Origin of the sequence: Devosia limi DSM 17137, from assembly GCF_900128975.1 — a bacterium.
Lineage (GTDB): Bacteria > Pseudomonadota > Alphaproteobacteria > Rhizobiales > Devosiaceae > Devosia > Devosia limi.
The window spans coordinates 456,479-473,325 of the sequence record NZ_FQVC01000001.1 but is presented as its reverse complement, the minus strand read 5'-3'; the positions used below and the strand labels follow the sequence as shown (position 1 = coordinate 473,325).

13 protein-coding genes are annotated in these 16,847 nt (G+C 64.5%); 9 read left to right on the top strand and 4 right to left on the bottom strand.

Features of this window, described 5'->3' with window-relative positions; genetic code table 11:
• Positions 1–4: 4 nt before the first annotated feature.
• Positions 5–592: a hypothetical protein gene (locus BUA69_RS02115; RefSeq protein ID WP_046135654.1), complete on the bottom strand. Its 588-nt coding sequence runs from the start codon at positions 590–592 to the stop codon at positions 5–7.
• Positions 593–670: 78 nt separating this feature from the next.
• Between BUA69_RS02115 and BUA69_RS02110 the strand changes: the two genes are divergently transcribed.
• The 3 genes from BUA69_RS02110 to BUA69_RS02100 all read left to right on the top strand — a co-directional run bounded on the left by BUA69_RS02110 (position 671) and on the right by BUA69_RS02100 (position 2,962).
• Entirely contained in the window at positions 671–1,024 is a 354-nt protein-coding gene (locus tag BUA69_RS02110; RefSeq protein WP_052950594.1) for a DUF4180 domain-containing protein, read from the top strand.
• A 44-nt stretch (positions 1,025–1,068) separates the two neighbouring features.
• The gene (locus tag BUA69_RS02105; RefSeq protein WP_046135656.1) at positions 1,069–1,746 is read left to right on the top strand and encodes a ribonuclease HII; all 678 of its coding nucleotides are present in this window, start codon (positions 1,069–1,071) and stop codon (positions 1,744–1,746) included.
• Between the two features lie 82 nt (positions 1,747–1,828).
• Positions 1,829–2,962, top strand: a complete 1,134-nt coding sequence (locus BUA69_RS02100; RefSeq protein WP_046135657.1) for a site-specific DNA-methyltransferase — start codon at positions 1,829–1,831, stop codon at positions 2,960–2,962.
• Positions 2,963–3,050: 88 nt separating this feature from the next.
• On the opposite strand, the gene BUA69_RS02095 is transcribed toward BUA69_RS02100, so the two are convergent.
• Positions 3,051–4,601: a GMC oxidoreductase gene (locus BUA69_RS02095; protein ID WP_046135658.1), complete on the bottom strand. Its 1,551-nt coding sequence runs from the start codon at positions 4,599–4,601 to the stop codon at positions 3,051–3,053.
• Between the two features lie 303 nt (positions 4,602–4,904).
• Between BUA69_RS02095 and BUA69_RS02090 the strand changes: the two genes are divergently transcribed.
• From BUA69_RS02090 to BUA69_RS02080, 3 genes are all read left to right on the top strand, one after another.
• On the top strand, positions 4,905–6,344 hold the full coding sequence (locus BUA69_RS02090) for a membrane protein (protein WP_046135659.1): 1,440 nt from the start codon (positions 4,905–4,907) through the stop codon (positions 6,342–6,344).
• 32 nt (positions 6,345–6,376) lie between these two features.
• Positions 6,377–8,161: a hypothetical protein gene (locus tag BUA69_RS02085; RefSeq protein WP_052950595.1), complete on the top strand. Its 1,785-nt coding sequence runs from the start codon at positions 6,377–6,379 to the stop codon at positions 8,159–8,161.
• Positions 8,162–8,251: 90 nt separating this feature from the next.
• A complete protein-coding gene (locus BUA69_RS02080) occupies positions 8,252–9,208 on the top strand; it encodes a UDP-glucuronic acid decarboxylase family protein (RefSeq protein ID WP_178371385.1) in 957 nt (318 codons plus the stop codon).
• Here the strand turns inward: BUA69_RS02080 and BUA69_RS02075 are convergent.
• Both BUA69_RS02075 and BUA69_RS02070 read right to left on the bottom strand, forming a co-directional pair.
• The gene (locus BUA69_RS02075) at positions 9,205–10,224 is read right to left on the bottom strand and encodes a glycosyl transferase family 90 (protein WP_046135661.1); all 1,020 of its coding nucleotides are present in this window, start codon (positions 10,222–10,224) and stop codon (positions 9,205–9,207) included. The genes BUA69_RS02080 and BUA69_RS02075 overlap by 4 nt on opposite strands.
• Positions 10,225–10,300: 76 nt before the next feature.
• A complete protein-coding gene (locus tag BUA69_RS02070) occupies positions 10,301–11,353 on the bottom strand; it encodes an A/G-specific adenine glycosylase (RefSeq protein ID WP_046135662.1) in 1,053 nt (350 codons plus the stop codon).
• An 84-nt stretch (positions 11,354–11,437) separates the two neighbouring features.
• Here BUA69_RS02070 and BUA69_RS02065 point away from each other — a divergent pair, with 84 nt between their 5' ends.
• The 3 genes from BUA69_RS02065 to BUA69_RS02055 all read left to right on the top strand — a co-directional run bounded on the left by BUA69_RS02065 (position 11,438) and on the right by BUA69_RS02055 (position 16,248).
• Positions 11,438–11,959 (top strand): DUF721 domain-containing protein, encoded by a 522-nt coding sequence (locus BUA69_RS02065; RefSeq protein ID WP_046135663.1) that lies wholly within the window; start codon positions 11,438–11,440, stop codon positions 11,957–11,959.
• Positions 11,960–12,048: 89 nt separating this feature from the next.
• Positions 12,049–12,696 (top strand): thioredoxin domain-containing protein, encoded by a 648-nt coding sequence (locus BUA69_RS02060; protein ID WP_052950596.1) that lies wholly within the window; start codon positions 12,049–12,051, stop codon positions 12,694–12,696.
• Positions 12,697–12,792: 96 nt separating this feature from the next.
• Positions 12,793–16,248 (top strand): chromosome segregation SMC family protein, encoded by a 3,456-nt coding sequence (locus BUA69_RS02055; protein ID WP_046135664.1) that lies wholly within the window; start codon positions 12,793–12,795, stop codon positions 16,246–16,248.
• The last annotated feature ends 599 nt before the right edge of the window (positions 16,249–16,847 follow it).

Genomic DNA, 16,847 nt, shown 5'->3' with positions numbered 1-16,847 from the left:
ACGCTCAATAGTCGGCGACGCGCCGCGCATAGGTGGTCATGAAGTCAAGCGAGGCGATGGTGCCGCGCAGCGAGAACCGCACTTCGCGCACCTGCTGGTTGCCAGCACTGATCGGAAACGCCACCGTAACGGCATTGCGCGATTTCATCTGCTCCAGCAGCGCTGCGCTCCGGTCGGGTTCGGCGACATAATACACATTGGTCGTGTTGTAGCGCGTCTCCAGGTCCGTGCTGAAATCCAGCCGAATGGGCAGCGCACCGCCAAAGGTCATGATCAGCGGCCTGCTCTGGTCGACCTCGACCCCGTCCGCTGCCACCGTGACCGCAATGTCGATGTCCCCGGTCAGCCGGTTGAGCATCAGCGTCAGCTTATAGGCGGGCAGGCCCGCCGCATTCAGGTCCGGGCTGCCGGTACTGGCAAAGCAGGAAAATCCGTAATAGTCCGCCGCGTCCTCGTCGATCGCATCCGGACAGGCCGCGAGCCAGTCCTGGTTATACTCGCGCCACTCCCCATAAGGATGGTGGAAGGGTTTTGCAGCCGTCGGCACGATCATACTGACAAGCAAGGCGATGGCGAGAATAGTCTTGTTCATGGCAAACTCTGGCGACCGGCCCCCCGGTGGATAACCATAGCAGGACTTGCCGACACGACGATAGAAATGAGTACGCAAATGCAGACATATACGGCCAACGACGCCATCGTGCTGGAACTTGACCCCATTGGCGCCCCGGTGGGCAGCGAGCGCGATGCCACCGACATTCTGGGCGAAGCCTTTGCCCATAATGCGACAGTGATCATCATTCCCGCCGAACGGCTGGTTCCCGACTTCCTGCGCCTGCGCAGTGGCCTTGCCGGCAATTTCATCCAGAAACTGCAGAACTATCATTGCCGGCTCGTCATTGTTGGCGACATTTCGGAGGCCATCGCCGCCAGCACGGCGCTGCGCGACTTCGTCTATGAGACCAATGCCATCGGCAATCACCGCTTCGTCCCCAATCGTGAGGCGCTGCTGGCTGGCTTGTGAACGCTGGCGATTGACTTGCGCGCGCCCGCGCGGATGCTCGTCCCATGTTGTTCGAATCAGACGCACAGACCGCTCCCGACTATTCCCATGAGCTGGCCGCCCAGGCCCGCGGCGCCCGCATTGTCGCCGGCGTCGATGAGGCTGGGCGTGGCCCGCTGGCTGGCCCCGTCGTGGTCTCCGCCGTCGTCCTCGACGCCAGGGCCATCCCGGCAGGCCTCAACGATTCCAAGAAACTCTCCGAAGAGCAGCGCGAGGCCCTGTTCGAGCAGGTGGTGGCCACGGCCCTTGCCGTCTCGGTGGTCGTCGCGCCGCCCTCGATCATCCTGTCGCACAATATTCGCGGTGCCACGCTCTGGGGCATGGCGCAGGCCGCCATTGGCCTCAGCCTGCCGCCCGACCGTGTCTTGATCGATGGCCGCGACGTGCCGATGGGCCTGCCCTGCGAAGGTCTGGCGCTGATCGGCGGCGACGGGCGCAGCGTTTCCATCGCGGCTGCTTCCATCGTCGCCAAGGTCACGCGCGACCGCATGTGCCGGATCATGGATGGCGATGCGCCCAATTTCGGCTTTGCCGGCCATAAGGGATATTCGACGGCCCAGCATATGCGGGCCCTCGTCGATCACGGCCCCTGCCGCCATCATCGTGAGGAATTTGCCCCGGTTGCGCAGGCTTGGGAGCGGGTGCGGCTGGCCGCCGGTGCCGTCGCCGGAGCGCCGTCTTAACCTCCCGCTAACCCCTTGCAAACGCTCCATTAACTCTGACGCGCTATAACGGCATTGTTAGTACTGCGTTAGGGTTAAGTATATGTTGCGTACCGCGCGTACGGCTGTCACAGCCGCTGCGGAGGAGGCTACCCGCCTCCCCATCGATACCATCCTTGTGGGCGATTGCATCGACCACATGAACGCCCTGCCGGCCGGCTCGGTTGATCTCATCTTTGCCGACCCACCCTACAACCTGCAGCTGGAACAGAGCCTTACCCGCCCTGACCAGAGCAAGGTCGATGCGGTGGATGATGACTGGGACAAGTTTGACAGCTTTGCCCATTACGATGCCTTCACCCGCGCCTGGCTCAAGGCCGCGCGCCGCGTGCTGAAACCCGATGGCGCCCTCTGGGTCATCGGCAGCTATCACAACATCTTCCGCGTCGGCTCGGCGCTGCAGGATCTGGACTTCTGGATGCTCAACGACATCGTCTGGCGCAAAGCCAATCCGATGCCGAACTTCCGGGGTACGCGCTTCACCAATGCGCATGAGACCCTGATCTGGGCCGCCAAGAGCCAGAAAAGCCGCGTCACCTTCAATTATGAGGCGATGAAGCTGGCCAATGACGATACGCAGATGCGCAGCGACTGGCTGTTCCCGATCTGCACCGGGGCCGAGCGGCTGAAGGACGAGGCGGACGACAAGGTCCATCCGACCCAGAAGCCGGAAGCACTGCTGTTCCGCATTCTCAATGCCACGACCAAGCCGGGCGATATCGTGCTGGATCCGTTCTTCGGCACCGGCACCACCGGCGCCGTGGCCCGCAAGCTCGGTCGCCACTTTATCGGCATCGAGCGCGAGGACACCTATGTGTCGGCCGCTCGCAAGCGCATCGCCTCGATCCGCCCCAGTGTGTTCGAGGCCCTGCAATCGGTCACGCCGAAGCGCAAGGAAACCCGCATTCCGTTCGGCTCGCTGATCGAACAGGGATTGATTGAACCGGGCACGCAACTTTTCGACTTAACAAAACGTTACTCTGCCATGGTCCGTGCTGACGGGTCACTCGTCTCGGGCTCGCATCAGGGCTCCATCCACAAGGTGGGCGCGCTGGTTCAGGGTGCCGAGGCATGCAACGGGTGGACCTTCTGGCACTACGACCAGAACGGGCGCGTCGTCCCGATCGACGATCTACGCACGGGTGTCCGTGCAAAACTTGATTTGCTTTCTGCCTGATCCTGACCTCCAATCACGTCTCAGGCTCTATTAACTGGCCGCCGGTTTGCCCCGGCGGCCTTTTTGTTGCCCCCTGCAGGCCCCGGCATCAGCGCATCGCTGCCAGAACGCGATCGGCGACGCGAATCGCATTGGCCGCGATCAACAGGCCGGGATTGATCCCGGCCGAGGTGGGGAAGAAACTTGCATCGGCCACATAGAGATTTTCGACGTCATGGGCCCGGCAGTCCGCATTGAGTACGCTGGTGCGCGGATTGTCGCCAAACCGGAGCGTCCCGCAGGCATGGGTGATGTCAAGTTCGGGCTTGGGCTTGAGAAACATGGTCCGCTGGCCCGAAAGCCGCTGGCGCAGCAATTGCCGGAAGGCCCGGTGGCGCTCCCGCAATTCGTCGGAAAAATTGTAGCTGAACTGCAGGCGCTCCGGATTATCGGGATCGAAGACGACCCGATTGTGCTCATAGGGCAGGTCTTCGATGATGGCCCGAAACACCTTGCCGGTCCCGCGCCGCCGATAGATAACGCGGGCCAGCGCCGAGTTCAGCTTCAGCGTATTGGCCAGCCGCCCAAGTGCCGAACCGGTCAAGTGCGTGCTGAGCGCGTACGACACCTCTCCATATAGGGCATCCAGCCCCGCCGACTGCAGCGCGCCCAGTCGCATGCCCTCGTGCCAGTAGAGGTCGCGCAGGGTTATCGCTTTGGACGGGGCACTGATCCTGGTCCGCCGCTCGGGCCAGATCACGACCGATTCAAGCAGATGGAACATGAGGTTGCGGCCGACGAGGCCCGAGGCGTTCGCCAGGCCGTCGGGCCATTGATCGGATCGCGACGCCAGTAACAGGCGCGGTGATCCGAAGCCACCGGCTGCCAGAATATAGGTCTTGGCCCGCAGGGCATGGCGGACGCCGCCCAGTTCCACGTCCAGATGCGAAATGGTGTTATTGCTGCCGCGCAGGGCAATCGCCGCGCAATTGGCCAGCAGCGCGCTGCGGCCGGTCGCCAGCGCCGGCTCGACCCCCGCCGAGCGGCCTTCCATCTTGCAGTTCCGACCGCAGGCGCGGCCCAGGCAATTCGTACAGCCGGGCACATACCGAACACCCATATGGTTGCGGTAAGGGTGCAGGCCGTGGCGGCGGAAATCTTCGATCAGTGCCATGTCGCCGGCGGGAAGCTCGGGGGGTCTGAGCAGGGTGCCCAGGTCATGCGATAGCGGGTCCTGTTCGCCACAGACGAAAAAGCGTTTTTCCGCCTCGGCAAAATAGGGACTATAGGCGTCGTAGCCAACGGGCCATCCCCCGGTCGGATGGGGCCGCGCGGGGCTGTCGTCCAGGTCGGAGCGCTCGGGGCGTTCCAGCGTTGCGGCATAGAAGGTGGAGGAGCCGCCAACGCCCGCGCCGAATGCATCGTGGAATTTCTGGAGGCGGCCATCGATGGTCCCATCGACCGGCACCTGCCAAAGACCGCGCTCAAAGTCGCTGCTCGGGTCGTCCTGCGCGCTGATCTGGGCGGGGTTGGCAGGACCGCGCTCGATAAACAATACCGAGGCCCCCTGTTCGGCGAGTTGCCGTCCAACGCTGCCGCCCCCCAGGCCAGAACCGATGACGATGGCGTCCCAGTGCTTGGTAAGTATCTCAGAGAACATGCTATTCTCCAGCGAGGCGACCGCCGGATGGGCACGCCCAGTTTGTATTTTCCAATACAAAACAGGCGTGAGCAAGCACATTGCTCGAAACAGCCTGCGATTTTGGATTTCTCGCGCCTCGCTTGCTGAAGCTGACGAAGAAATGGCAGGATTGCGGCACCCCGGCGCGTTGCCGGGTGCCCGGACACCAGCCCGGGCCTGGTCACCTTCGCGCGATCATCAACCAACCGGATGGATCGCGTTTCCGATCCGCCCGATGAGCGGCTAGGATGGTCCGCAAGAGTTCAGAACCGCCGGATCGCCATGCCGAATATGCTTGCCTATCTGATGCTGTGCGTCTGGCCGCTGGTGACGATCCTGCTGTTTCGTCGCCTGCCGCCGGGTCGGGCGCTGATCTGGACGATACTTGGCGGCTATATGATCTTGCCGCCCAGGGCCGCCCTGGACCTGCTGATCCTGCCCGATCTCGATAAATTCGCCATCGCCAGTCTGAGTGCGCTGTTCGCCCTGGCGACTGCGAAGGAGGGCCTGCCAAAGCTGCTGCCGGTGTCGATGCTGGGCCGCCTGCTATTGGCGATCTTCATCCTCAGTCCGATCGGCACCGTCCTGACCAATTCCGATGTCATCCTGTTCGGTTATGGCGGATTGCCCGGCATGCAGATTCAAGAACTGCCGACAATGGTGCTGGAACGCATCATCGTCGCCATTCCCTTTCTGCTTGGCCGCGCGCTCCTGCACGACGACGAGGCGCTGCGCGACATCCTCGTCGCCCTGGTGATTGCCGGCCTGATCTATTCCATACCCATGCTGATCGAGGTTCGCCTCAGTCCGCAGATCAATGTCTGGGTCTATGGCTTCTTCCAGCACGATTTTGGGCAGATGATGCGGTATGGCGGCTTCCGGCCCATCGTCTTCATGCCGCATGGCCTGTGGGTGGCGCTCTTCGCGCTGATGACCTTCCTGGCGGCCCTGGCACTGGCGCGAACCGAGGCTGGCCCCATGCGCACGCGCTACATGTTCGCCGCGCTCTATCTGCTGGTGGTCCTGTATCTGTGCAAGAGCGCCGGCGTGCTGGTCTATGTGGTTTTCCTGGCCCCCGTTGTGCTGTTCATGCGCCAGCGCGCCCAAATTGCTGTTTCGGCGGCACTGGCCTGCCTGGCCTTGCTTTACCCTGCCTTGCGCGGGGCCCAACTCGTTCCCGTCGACTGGATTGTTGCCCAGGCCATGTCCTTCGATGCCGATCGCGCCGGTTCGCTCGTCTACCGGCTGAACAACGAGGCGCTGCTGATCGGACATGCCGCTGAACGGTCCCTGTTCGGCTGGGGCGGCTGGGCGCGCAACCACCTGCACGATGTGATATCCGGGCAGCGCCTGTCGGTCATCGATGGACGCTGGATCGAAGTGATGAGCGTCTCCGGATGGGCAGGCTTTGTCGGCGAATTCGGGCTTCTCGCACTCCCCCTGCTGGTCCTGGCGCGCGTCAGCTTCACCGCCAGGACCAAGCTTTCGCGCTATGCCGGTCCACTGGCGCTGATCTACGCTGCCAACCTGTTCGATCTTCTGCCCAACGCTACTCTGGTCCCCCTCACCTGGTTGCTGGCCGGGGCAATCCTGGGCCATGCAGAATTGGGCAGCGCATCGCGCAGCGCGGCAACGCCGCGGCACCGGCAATCGGAACCCGCGCCCTGGGCGAAATCGCGGTCGCGCGCCGATGCCAATCTGCGGGCCACGCCCAAGTCCTAGCCGCCGACCTGTCCATAAGAGCCACGCCCGCCATGCGCCCCAAGTTTCTCGCCGCACTCGTGTTCACAATTGCACTCTGCACGGCCCAGCTCTGGAGCCTGCCGGCACGCGCGCAGGCAACCGAGGCCGGCGAACTGGGCAATCCGTCCGTCGGCATCGGGTTGAGCGGTCTCGACTATTACGCCAGCCAGCTGCCGTTCCTGGACATCATGAAAACCGCGAGCACCTGGATAGGGCATCTGCCCGGGCAATGGGGCGGCTGGGATCATCAGCGCCTGGCCGATGAGGGTTATCTGGACACACAGGGGTGGCTGAAGGCGATACCCCCGGCGCTTGAATCGGTCAGTACAGTCCTGCTCGCCGACCTGCCGGTGGGCGCGGTTTCCACGCGCGGTGTCTATCGGCTCACCTATGAAGGCGAAGGGCAGATCGAGGTCAGGGCCGGCGGCGCGCCCCGCAGGCCCAGCCGGCCGGGATTGCTCTGGTTCGAGGTCACGCCCGACAATACCATCGTCAATGTGGTCATCTCGCGGACCGATCCACGCCGGATCGGGGAGTATATCCGCAACATCACCATCGTCCACGAACGCGACATTGCCGCCTATGAGGCGGGCGAGATCTTCAATCCCCAATGGCTGGCGCTGATCGAGAACATGCGCATGCTGCGGTTCATGGACTGGATGCAGACGAACAATTCCACCCAGTCGGATTGGGCCGGCCGGCCCCAGGTCAGCGACTATACCTATACCCGGCGTGGCGCGCCGCTGGAGATCATGCTGGCGCTGGCCAATCGCATTGGCGCCGACCCCTGGTTCAACATGCCTCACCTGGCGAGCAATGACTACATGGCCCAGTTCGCCGCCATGGTGCGCGACGGGCTTCGCGACGACCTCAAGGTGCATGTCGAATTGTCCAACGAAGTCTGGAACTTCATTTTCGAGCAGGCAAAATGGGCCGATGAGCAGGGACGCCTGCGGTGGGGGCGCCCCAATAGCTGGGTCCAGTTCTATGCAGTGCGGGCCATGGAGATGGCCAGGATCTGGGAGGCGGCCTTTGCCGGACAAACCGATCGTCTGGTCAAGGTCATCGCAACCCATTCAGGCTGGGAGGGCCTGGAAACCGAAATCCTTGAAGCCCCGCTCTGGATCGCTGAAGATCCGGCAAACCATCGCCCGCCGGCCGCGTATTTCGATGCCTATGCGATCACCGGCTATTTCAGCGCCCAGCTGGGGGGCGAAAAGGCCGATCTGGTGCTCGGCTGGATTGCTCTTAGCCGGTCGGAGGCCGAAGCCGCCGGCAAGGCCCTTGGCCTTGCGGACCAGGCGTTGGCCGACCATATCCAGGCCCACAAGTTCGACGCTGCCATCGCCCTGGCTGCGCGCGAATTGCGGGATGGCTCGGTCACCGGCAATAGCCAGGACAGCATTGCCGGGCTGGCCGATCATGCTTTTCCCCGACAGGCGGGCATCGCCCGGGATCATGGCCTGGACCTCGTCATGTATGAGGGCGGCACGCATGTGGTGGGTGTCGAGGCCGCGCTCGACAACGCGGAACTGACCGCGTTCTACATCGCGCTGAATTACTCCCCGCAGATGGGCGCACTTTACACCGCCCTGCTCGATGCCTGGAAAGCGGCAGGCGGCAAGGCCTTTGCCCTGTTCGTAGACGTGGCGGCACCGAGCAAATGGGGCAGCTGGGGTGCGTTGCGCCATCTCGATGACAGCACGCCGCGCTGGGACGCGATAACCCGGTTCAACGCCGCCAATCCGGCCTGGTGGGAAACGCGCCCCGACGGTGCTTTTCTCGCGCGCCAATAGACGGCGGCGCCCGCAGCCTGGTGGCCGCCTTGTCCTCCACCGCGAATGGCGCTAAGCACCCGCACGCGGTGGGGGCGCGCCTAAGTGATTATGACTAAACGTATTCTGATTTCCGGCGGCGCTGGCTTCCTCGGCGCAAATCTGTGCCGCAAGCTGCTGGCCCAGGGCCATGCAATCGTCTGTCTCGACAATTTCCGCACTGGCGCGCAACGCAATATTGCCGACCTGCTCGGTCACCCCCGTTTCACGCTGCTGCAGCAGGACGTCAGCGAACCGGTGACACTGGCGGTCGACCAGATCTACAACCTCGCCTGCCCCGCTTCGCCAGTGCATTACCAGGCCGATCCCATAGCCACGTTCAAGACCAGCGTGCTGGGCGCGATCAATATGCTGGATCTGGCCCGGCGCCTCGACGTCCCGGTGCTGCAGGCATCGACCTCCGAAGTCTATGGCGATCCCCATATCCATCCGCAGCCGGAAGGCTATTGGGGAAACGTCAATCCGATCGGGCCGCGCGCCTGCTATGATGAAGGCAAGCGCAGCGCCGAAACCCTGTTCTTCGATTACCACCGCCAGCATGGCGTGGCGATCAAGGTGGCGCGCATCTTCAATACCTATGGCCCCGGCATGCATCCGGCCGATGGCCGCGTCGTCGCCAATTTCATTGTTCAGGCACTGCAGGGCGACGCCATCACGCTTTACGGCGATGGCCGGCAGACCCGCTCGTTCTGCTATGTCGATGATCTGCTCGATGGCCTGGTCATGCTGATGAACAGCGGCCCCGAGGTGACCGGTCCGGTCAATCTGGGCAATCCGACGGAATTCACCATGCGCGAACTGGCCGCACAGGTCATTGCGCTGACCCGGTCACGCTCACGCCTTGTGCAACGCCCCCTGCCCATCGACGACCCGCGCCAGCGCCGCCCCGATATCAGCCTTGCCATGCACAGCCTCGGCTGGTCGCCCCGGGTCGAGCTGGACGCGGGCCTCCGCCAGACCATCGCCTATTTCGAGGCCATGCTCGCCGATACCGCGATACCAGCCTAGACCTCCGTCCGGTCCCAATGCGCTTCGATCAGGTCCGCCGCCCGGCGCGCCTCCCTGGCAAAGGTCAGCGTCTGCGCCAGCGCCTGCCCCCGCGCTGCAATCGCCGCGGCTTCGGCGGGGTGACTGCGCACCCAGTCAATCTTTTCGGCGAAATCGGACATGTCCGCCGCGACCGGCACATAGTGTTCGAAGGGACGCAGGGCATCGTAATACCATTGCCGATAGCCGAATTGCGAGCCGACCTTGAGCACGCAGCAGCCATAGAGCAGGCGCACCAGCAGGTTGGACCAGGTATTGGTATAGCCATCGATATCGATGGCGAATTTGTGCCCCAGCCAGGTGGTTGCCGGCAACGGCGCCGCCAGCAGTCCCTGGGCATCGGCCAGAGCGGTGAACGGGGCAACGCTGCGGTGCATATCCATCAGGCGGGCATCCACTCCATCGAGCCCCTTGAGCCGGAACACCATGCGGATGCGCTGCAGCACGGCCGGATTGTCGGCATCCTGCGGCTCCAGGCTCATCCAGCCGGTGCCATTCATGCCACCGCGCCAGACGATTTCGTCGGATCGCCCATGCCAGTCGGGCGCCTGCCTGCCGGCGTCCCGCGCCCGCGCAAAGCCCAGATTCTGGAAAAAATGCGGATCGGGCAGCGCCACATGCTGGGGGAAGCGCACCGAGGGCGAAAACCGCGCCCGCGACACCTCTTCCCCATCCGATGCATTGACGGTGATACCCGTCACTGCCGGTGCACACAGGCTCAGCCAATAGGTATAGGCGCAGACCTTATGGCGCATGAATCGCGTGAACAGCCGCGCGGATGACTGTTCCAGCACGATGGTGAAGCCGTCTCCGCGCCGCTCGATCAACACGTCATGTGGCGGATTGTCGGTCTGGCGATAGCGGATGCGGATTTTCGGGGGCCGCGCCCCCACCCGCTCGAATTCCCGTCTGAAATAGGCCGGGGCCGGCAGGGCACAATAGATCCGCGCCGGATCCAGGCTAATCGCATAGGTCATGAAGGTCTCTGGTCCAAACCGGGCGCACCAAACAGGATTTTGGCAACCATTGCCAGCGCTTAACGGCGCAAGCTGGCTATTGCAGCCCCGCCTCGGCCAGCACCTTGCGAAACAGCGTCGGCAAGGCCTCGCCCGCCAGCGCCCCTGGCTCGGCCCACCAGCCGCCATCGAGGCCGTCCGGCGTCACTTCGGCCGACCAAACTTCCAGTTCCAGCCGGAAATGGGTGAAGATATGGACCACCTGCCCGCGATGGCGCCACGCGCCCTGGGCCGGATAACTGGGCTCGGGCAGCGCCGCAGACCAGTCGGAGCCCGGCACTTCGGTCATCTGGGCCAGCAGGCCCTTGTCGGGGCGGGTCTGCAGATAGACGTCGCCGGCACTGTCCAGCATCACATAGGCATGGCCCTTGCGCACCGGCCGCTCGGCCTTGACCGGCTTGACCGGATAGATCGTTGGATCGCCCGCTGCCGTGGCCGCGCATCCCGGCTGGATCGGGCACAGCATGCAGAGCGCCGTGCGCGGTGCACAGATGGTGGCGCCCAGGTCCATCATCGCCTGGGCAAAATCGCCGGCGCGGGCCGGGACCGCTGCCTGCAGGGCGGCGCGCAGCTCCTCCTTGGCCTCGCGCACCGGTACGGCCAGCGCAAAATAGCGCGCCAGCACCCGGTCGAGATTGCCGTCGAGTACGGCGACCCGTTCATCGAAGCAGATCGCCGCAATGGCAGCGCTGGTATAGGCGCCAATTCCGGGCAGTGCCTGCAGACCCGCCGATGTGGTGGGAAACACGCCGCCATGGTCGCGCACCACCGCCACCGCACAGGCATGCAGATTGCGGGCGCGCGCGTAATAGCCAAGCCCCGCCCATTCCACCAGCACCGCCTCGAGCGGCGCTGCCGCCAGCTCGAACACCGTTGGCCAGAGGCTGGTGAAGCGCAGGAAATAGGTCTTCACCGCCGCCACGGTGGTCTGCTGCAGCATCACCTCGGAGAGCCAGACCCGATAGGGATCGGGCGCCACGCCCCGCGCCCGCTCGGCGGGTGGCACCCGCCAGGGCAGGCTGCGGGCATGGTGGTCATACCAGTCGAGGACCGCTGGCGCGTCGATGGGGGCAGGAGATGGCAGGTGCATGCCAGAGGGATAATCCCGGCAGCCCCTTCTCCACAAGAGGGACGGGGGTTCTTGCCGGGCGCGACCGGTGCTAGAAGATGGCCCATGAGCCAGGCCAGCAAATCCCCGCCCGAACCCAAGCGCCGCAATCGTGCCGTCACGGTGGCCGATGCATTGTCGGGCGCGCTTGATCCAATGCTGAAAAAACGCGGCTTTGCCAGCCGCGATATCATGACCCATTGGGCGGCCATGGCGCCGCGTCCTTATGATAGCGTCGCCATTCCTGACAAGCTGACCTGGCCGCGCGGCGAGCGCAGTGCCGAGGGCGCCACGCTGTATCTGCGCTGCGTGCCCGGCCATGCCATGGCTATTTCCCACGAGGGGCCGGCCATTGCTGCGGCGGTCAATCGCTATTTCGGTTATGTGCTGGTGGGCCAGATTCGCCTGTCGATCGAGCCATTCATCCCCCATTCAGGCGATAAGGGGCAAAAACAGCGTCAACCGAGCCAGAGCACGATTGCAAAGGTCGGGGCCTCGGTCGAAGGGGTCGAAGATGAGGGGCTGCGGGAGGCGTTGCGGGCATTGGGCCACGCACTCTCCAGCAGATCGGAAAACAACGGCGGATAGTGTGTTCACCCTCTGTTGATCCATGTGCCTACTTGCCGACACGTTCTCCCCGTGTAGTGTCGCGCAAATTGAACCCAGGAGCGTCTGAAGTGAAGTTTACCCGTCGCGATACCATTATCCTTGCCGCCGCCGCCAGCGCACTGAGCCTTTCCGGCATTGGTGCTGCGACTGCCGGTGAAGGCGATGTGGTCGATCAGGCCAAGCTCCTGGCCCCGGCCGGCGGCATTGCCGACCGGATGCTGGGCGATGCAGCGGCGAAAGTGACCGTCATCGAATATGCCTCGCCGACCTGCCCGCACTGCGCCACGTTCCACAACGAGGTCTATCCCCAGTTCAAGGCCGACTATATCGACAGCGGCAAGGTCAAGTTCGTCCTGCGCCCCTTCGTGCGCAATGTGCTGGATGCGGCGGTGTTCATGCTGGCGGAAGCCGCCGGCGAGACCAATTACCACAATGTCGTCACCACCTATTTCAAGACCATGCCGGAATGGAGCGCTTCGCCCGCGCCGCGCGACGCGCTGTTTGAGATCGCCAAGCAGCTGGGCTTTACCCAGGAAACCTTCGACGCCGCCTTGACGAATCAGGAGCTGTTCGCCGGGATGGAAGCCCTGCGCGATCAGGCGCTGAACGAATTCGGACTTCAGGGTACACCCACCTTCTATATCAATGGCAAGACGCTCTCTGGGGGCAAGACGCTTGAACAGCTTGCGGCCGAAATCGACCCGCTGGTTTCCTGATAGCCAGGTCCGGTTTGCGGACCGGCCGTATCAGCCTGCCCCATTCACCCCGGCTCGCGCCGGGGTGTTTGTCTTTGCGTGCGTGAGCACCGCGCCATGAAATTCTCCCGCCTCAAGCTGCATGGCTTCAAGTCGTTTTCCGACGAGACCGTCCTTTATATGGAGCCGGGACTGACCGGCATTGTCGGGCCCAATGGCTGCGGCAAGTCCAATCTGGTCGAAGCCATGCGCTGGGTGATGGGCGAAAGCTCCTACAAGGCCATGCGCGCTTCGGGCATGGATGACGTGATTTTTTCGGGCTCCGGCAATCGCCCCGGCCGTAACTCGGCCGAAGTCACCCTCGTCCTCGACAATTCCGACCGCACCGCCCCGGCCGCCCTCAACAATGCCGATATCCTGGAAGTCACCCGCCGCATCGAGCGCGAGGCCGGTTCGGTCTATCGTGTTAATGGCAAGGAAGTGCGCGCCCGCGACGTGCAGCTGCTGTTTGCCGATGCCTCGACCGGCGCCCATTCCCCGGCCATGGTACGCCAGGGCCAGATCGGCGAGCTGATCGCCGCCAAGCCGACCGCCCGTCGCGCCCTGCTCGAAGAAGCCGCCGGGATTTCGGGTCTCCACTCCCGCCGCCACGAGGCCGAGCTGCGCCTGCGCGCGGCCGAGACCAATCTCGAGCGCGTCGACGATATTATCGGCCAGGTCGAAACCCAGCTCGAAACCCTCAAGCGCCAGGCCCGCCTCGCCATTCGCTATCGCACCCTCTCGGGCGATATCCGCCGCACCGAAGCGACGCTGTTCCACATCCGCTGGGTCGCCGCCCGCTTCGCCGAAAAGGAAACCGAGGCGCAGCAGGCGATCCTGATCCGCGAACTGGCCGACGCCAATCACCTGCACCTGCAGGCGCAGAAAAAGCTCGAAGCCGCCGATGCCGCCCTGCAGCCGCTGCGCGACCGCGAAGCGGTGAGCGGCGCCGTCTTGCAGCGCTACACGATCCTGGCCGAACAGCTGGCCGAAGAATCACGCCGCAACAACCAGCGCCGCGCCGAGCTGGAAGACCGCATCCGCCAGCTGGCCGCCGATGGCGAACGCGAACGCGAATTGGTGGCCGAAAGCGAAATCACCCTGGCTGCCTATGAAGAGGAAGAAGAGCGCCTGTTTGTCGAGGGGGAAGCCGCCCAGACCGATTTCGATCGCGCCCGTGGCGAGGCCGACCTGGCTCGCGCCGCCGTGGCAACAGCCGAAATCGAAGCCCGCGCCGCCGCCGATGCGCTGGCCCAGGTGCGCGCCCGCCGCGCCCAGGCCCAGCGCAGTGCCCAGGATGCCGCCGCCCGCATTGCCCGCCTCGGCCAGGAAATCGCCAGTGTCGAGCAGGAAGCCCGGACTGTCGCGGCCAGCCTCGATGCCGACGAGACCCTCAGTCTCAAGCGTGCCGGCCTCGAAGCCGCGCAAGCCGCCGCCGCCGAAGCCGAAGAGCTGGCCATGTCTGCCGAAGAGGCGACCGCCAATGCGCAGGACCGGCTCGACGCCGCCCGCCCGCGCCTCCAGGAAATCGAAGCGGCGCTGACGCGCATCGAGTCCGAAGCCGCCACATTGGGCAAGATGCTCAATGTCGGCGCCAGCCTCTGGCCGGCCATTGTCGACGAACTCAAGGTCGCCCCCGGCTACGAAACCGCGCTCGGCGCCGCTTTGGGCGACGATCTCGAAGCCTCTTCCGATGCCGGCGCCCCGATGCATTGGTCGGTGCCGGTCGATCACACAGATGACGCCGCCCTGCCCCAGGCTGCCGAACCCTTGTCGCGTTACGTCACCGGCAGCGCGCTGCTGAAACGCCGGCTCGACCAGATCGGGTTGATCCATGCCGTCGACGGCCCCGGCCTGATGCATGCACTCAAGCCCGGCCAGCGGCTAGTCACATTGGACGGAGCGCTCTGGCGCTGGGACGGGTTCATCGCCGCCGCCGATGCCCCGAGCGCCGCCGCCCAGCGCCTGGCCCAGCGCAATCGCCTCGCCGAACTCGATGAGGAAATCACCCGCGCCCGCGGCGAACGCAATGCCTGGAAACGCGATGTCGAATCGCTGACCGCGGCGCTCGATGCCGCCCGCCAGGCCGAACGCGAACATCGCGAAGGCTGGCGTTCGGCCCAGCACGCCATCGGCGCGGCCCAGGCCGATGTCGACAAGGCCCAGCGCGCCATCGGCGATCTGACCACGCGCCAGAGCGCGCTTGAGGAGGCGCGCCTCCGCCTCGCCACCAGCCTCGAAGAAGCCGAAGCCATTCGCGCCGATGCCGAAGAGGCGATGATCGATGCCGGCGACGAGGACGAGACCAGCGTTCTGGCCGAAGACAGCCAGATCCATCTCGCGGGCCTGCGCGAACGCGCCGAGCAGGCGCGGCTCAAGCTCGGCACTTTTGAAACCTCGGCGCGCATGCGCGAGGGCCGCCTGACCCAGCTGCAAAAAGACAGCGCCAGCTGGCAGCGCCGCCGCGATGGCGCCATGACCCAGCTGGCGACGCTGGACAGCCGCACCGCCGAAGTCACCGCGCAACTGACCTCTGTCAACGAAACGCCGGACGGCTTTGCCGCCCGCCGCGCCGCGCTTGAAGAGCAGATCGAGACTGCCGGGATCGAACACAAGGCGGCGTCGGATGCCTTCAATGTCGCCCAGACCGGCTATCGCGAGGCCGACAAGGCGCTCAAGACCGCCAGTGACCTGCTTGCCAATGCGCGGATCGAGCTGACCCGCATCGACGAACGGCTCAAGGGCATCATCGCCCAGCGCATGCAGATCGAGCGGCAGATCGAGGAAACCCTCGATATCCCCGCCAGCAAGACCCTGGAAGTCTCCGGCATTCGCCCCGAAGAGGCGCTGCCCGCCGAGGGCGCCACCGAGCAGAAGCTTGATCGGCTCAAGGCCGAGCGCGAGCGGCTGGGCGGGGTCAATCTCTCCGCCGAAAAGGAAGCCATCGAGGTCCAGGAGAAGCTGGATACCATGGTGAAGGACCGCGACGACCTGATCGAAGCCATCGCCAAGCTGCGCACCGGCATCCAGTCACTCAACAAGGAAGGCCGCGCCCGCCTCAACGAGGCCTTCGTCAAGGTCAACGCGCATTTCCAGGAGCTGTTCACCACGCTGTTCGGCGGCGGCACGGCCGAGCTGACCTTCGTGGAAAGCGACGATCCGCTGGAAGCCGGCCTTGAAATCATCGCCCGCCCACCCGGCAAGAAGCCGCAGACCATGACGCTTCTGTCCGGTGGCGAGCAGGCTTTGACCGCGATGAGCCTGATCTTTGCGGTGTTCCTGACCAATCCCGCGCCAATCTGCGTGCTCGACGAAGTGGACGCCCCGCTCGACGATGCCAATGTCGAGCGCTTCTGCAACCTGCTCGAATCCATGCGCCAGCGCACCAATACCCGCTTCATGGTCATCACCCACAACCCGATCACCATGAGCCGCGTCGACCGCCTGTTCGGCGTCACCATGGCCGAACGCGGCGTCAGCCAACTGGTCTCGGTGGATCTCAAGACGGCGGAGACATTCCTCGAAGCGGTGTAGACGGATCGGGCTTGCTGCCCGCACTCGCCCCACCCACCTCCGTCATCCCGGCGAAAGCCGGGATCCAGTTTCCTTGCCACATCCCCAAACTGGACCCCGGCTTTCGCCGGGGTGACGCCGTGTTTGCGGATGCGCCGCCCCCTCAGTCATCGTCCCCTCCCCCTGTAGGGGGAGGGTTAGGGTGGGGGTGGGGAATGAGGGTGCTGCGGTTGTCGCGAGGCAGGAGCGTGTGGAGCGCGCAGAACCCCCACCCTGACCAGCCATTCGAGCATAGCTCTCATGGCCTTCCGCGCTCAAATCGCTCCACTGGAGCGATTTGTCCCTCCGGGCCGCTTGGAAGCCCCTCAAGGGGGAGGGAGAGGACTGCAAATTCGTCATCAATCCGTCGGCCGGCCCCTCCCCCTTGTGAGGGCGGGGTCACCAAACCAGGCCCTCAACGCCGTCATCCCGGTGAAAACCGGGATCCAGTTTCCTTTGCCACATCCCCAAACTGGGCCCCGGCTTTCGCCGGGGTGACGCCGTGTGTGCGGCGGCACCGCGTCGGTCTCCCCCAAAACCGCCCCCTCAGTCTGCGTCCCCTCCCCCTTGAGGGGAGGGCC

Coding starts and splice junctions, on each gene's coding strand:
- BUA69_RS02115 (WP_046135654.1), bottom strand. CDS start 592: ATGAACAAGACTATTCTCGCCATCGCCTTGCTTGTCAGTATGATCGTG.
- BUA69_RS02110 (WP_052950594.1), top strand. CDS start 671: ATGCAGACATATACGGCCAACGACGCCATCGTGCTGGAACTTGACCCC.
- BUA69_RS02105 (WP_046135656.1), top strand. CDS start 1,069: ATGTTGTTCGAATCAGACGCACAGACCGCTCCCGACTATTCCCATGAG.
- BUA69_RS02100 (WP_046135657.1), top strand. CDS start 1,829: ATGTTGCGTACCGCGCGTACGGCTGTCACAGCCGCTGCGGAGGAGGCT.
- BUA69_RS02095 (WP_046135658.1), bottom strand. CDS start 4,601: ATGTTCTCTGAGATACTTACCAAGCACTGGGACGCCATCGTCATCGGT.
- BUA69_RS02090 (WP_046135659.1), top strand. CDS start 4,905: ATGCCGAATATGCTTGCCTATCTGATGCTGTGCGTCTGGCCGCTGGTG.
- BUA69_RS02085 (WP_052950595.1), top strand. CDS start 6,377: ATGCGCCCCAAGTTTCTCGCCGCACTCGTGTTCACAATTGCACTCTGC.
- BUA69_RS02080 (WP_178371385.1), top strand. CDS start 8,252: ATGACTAAACGTATTCTGATTTCCGGCGGCGCTGGCTTCCTCGGCGCA.
- BUA69_RS02075 (WP_046135661.1), bottom strand. CDS start 10,224: ATGACCTATGCGATTAGCCTGGATCCGGCGCGGATCTATTGTGCCCTG.
- BUA69_RS02070 (WP_046135662.1), bottom strand. CDS start 11,353: ATGCACCTGCCATCTCCTGCCCCCATCGACGCGCCAGCGGTCCTCGAC.
- BUA69_RS02065 (WP_046135663.1), top strand. CDS start 11,438: ATGAGCCAGGCCAGCAAATCCCCGCCCGAACCCAAGCGCCGCAATCGT.
- BUA69_RS02055 (WP_046135664.1), top strand. CDS start 12,793: ATGAAATTCTCCCGCCTCAAGCTGCATGGCTTCAAGTCGTTTTCCGAC.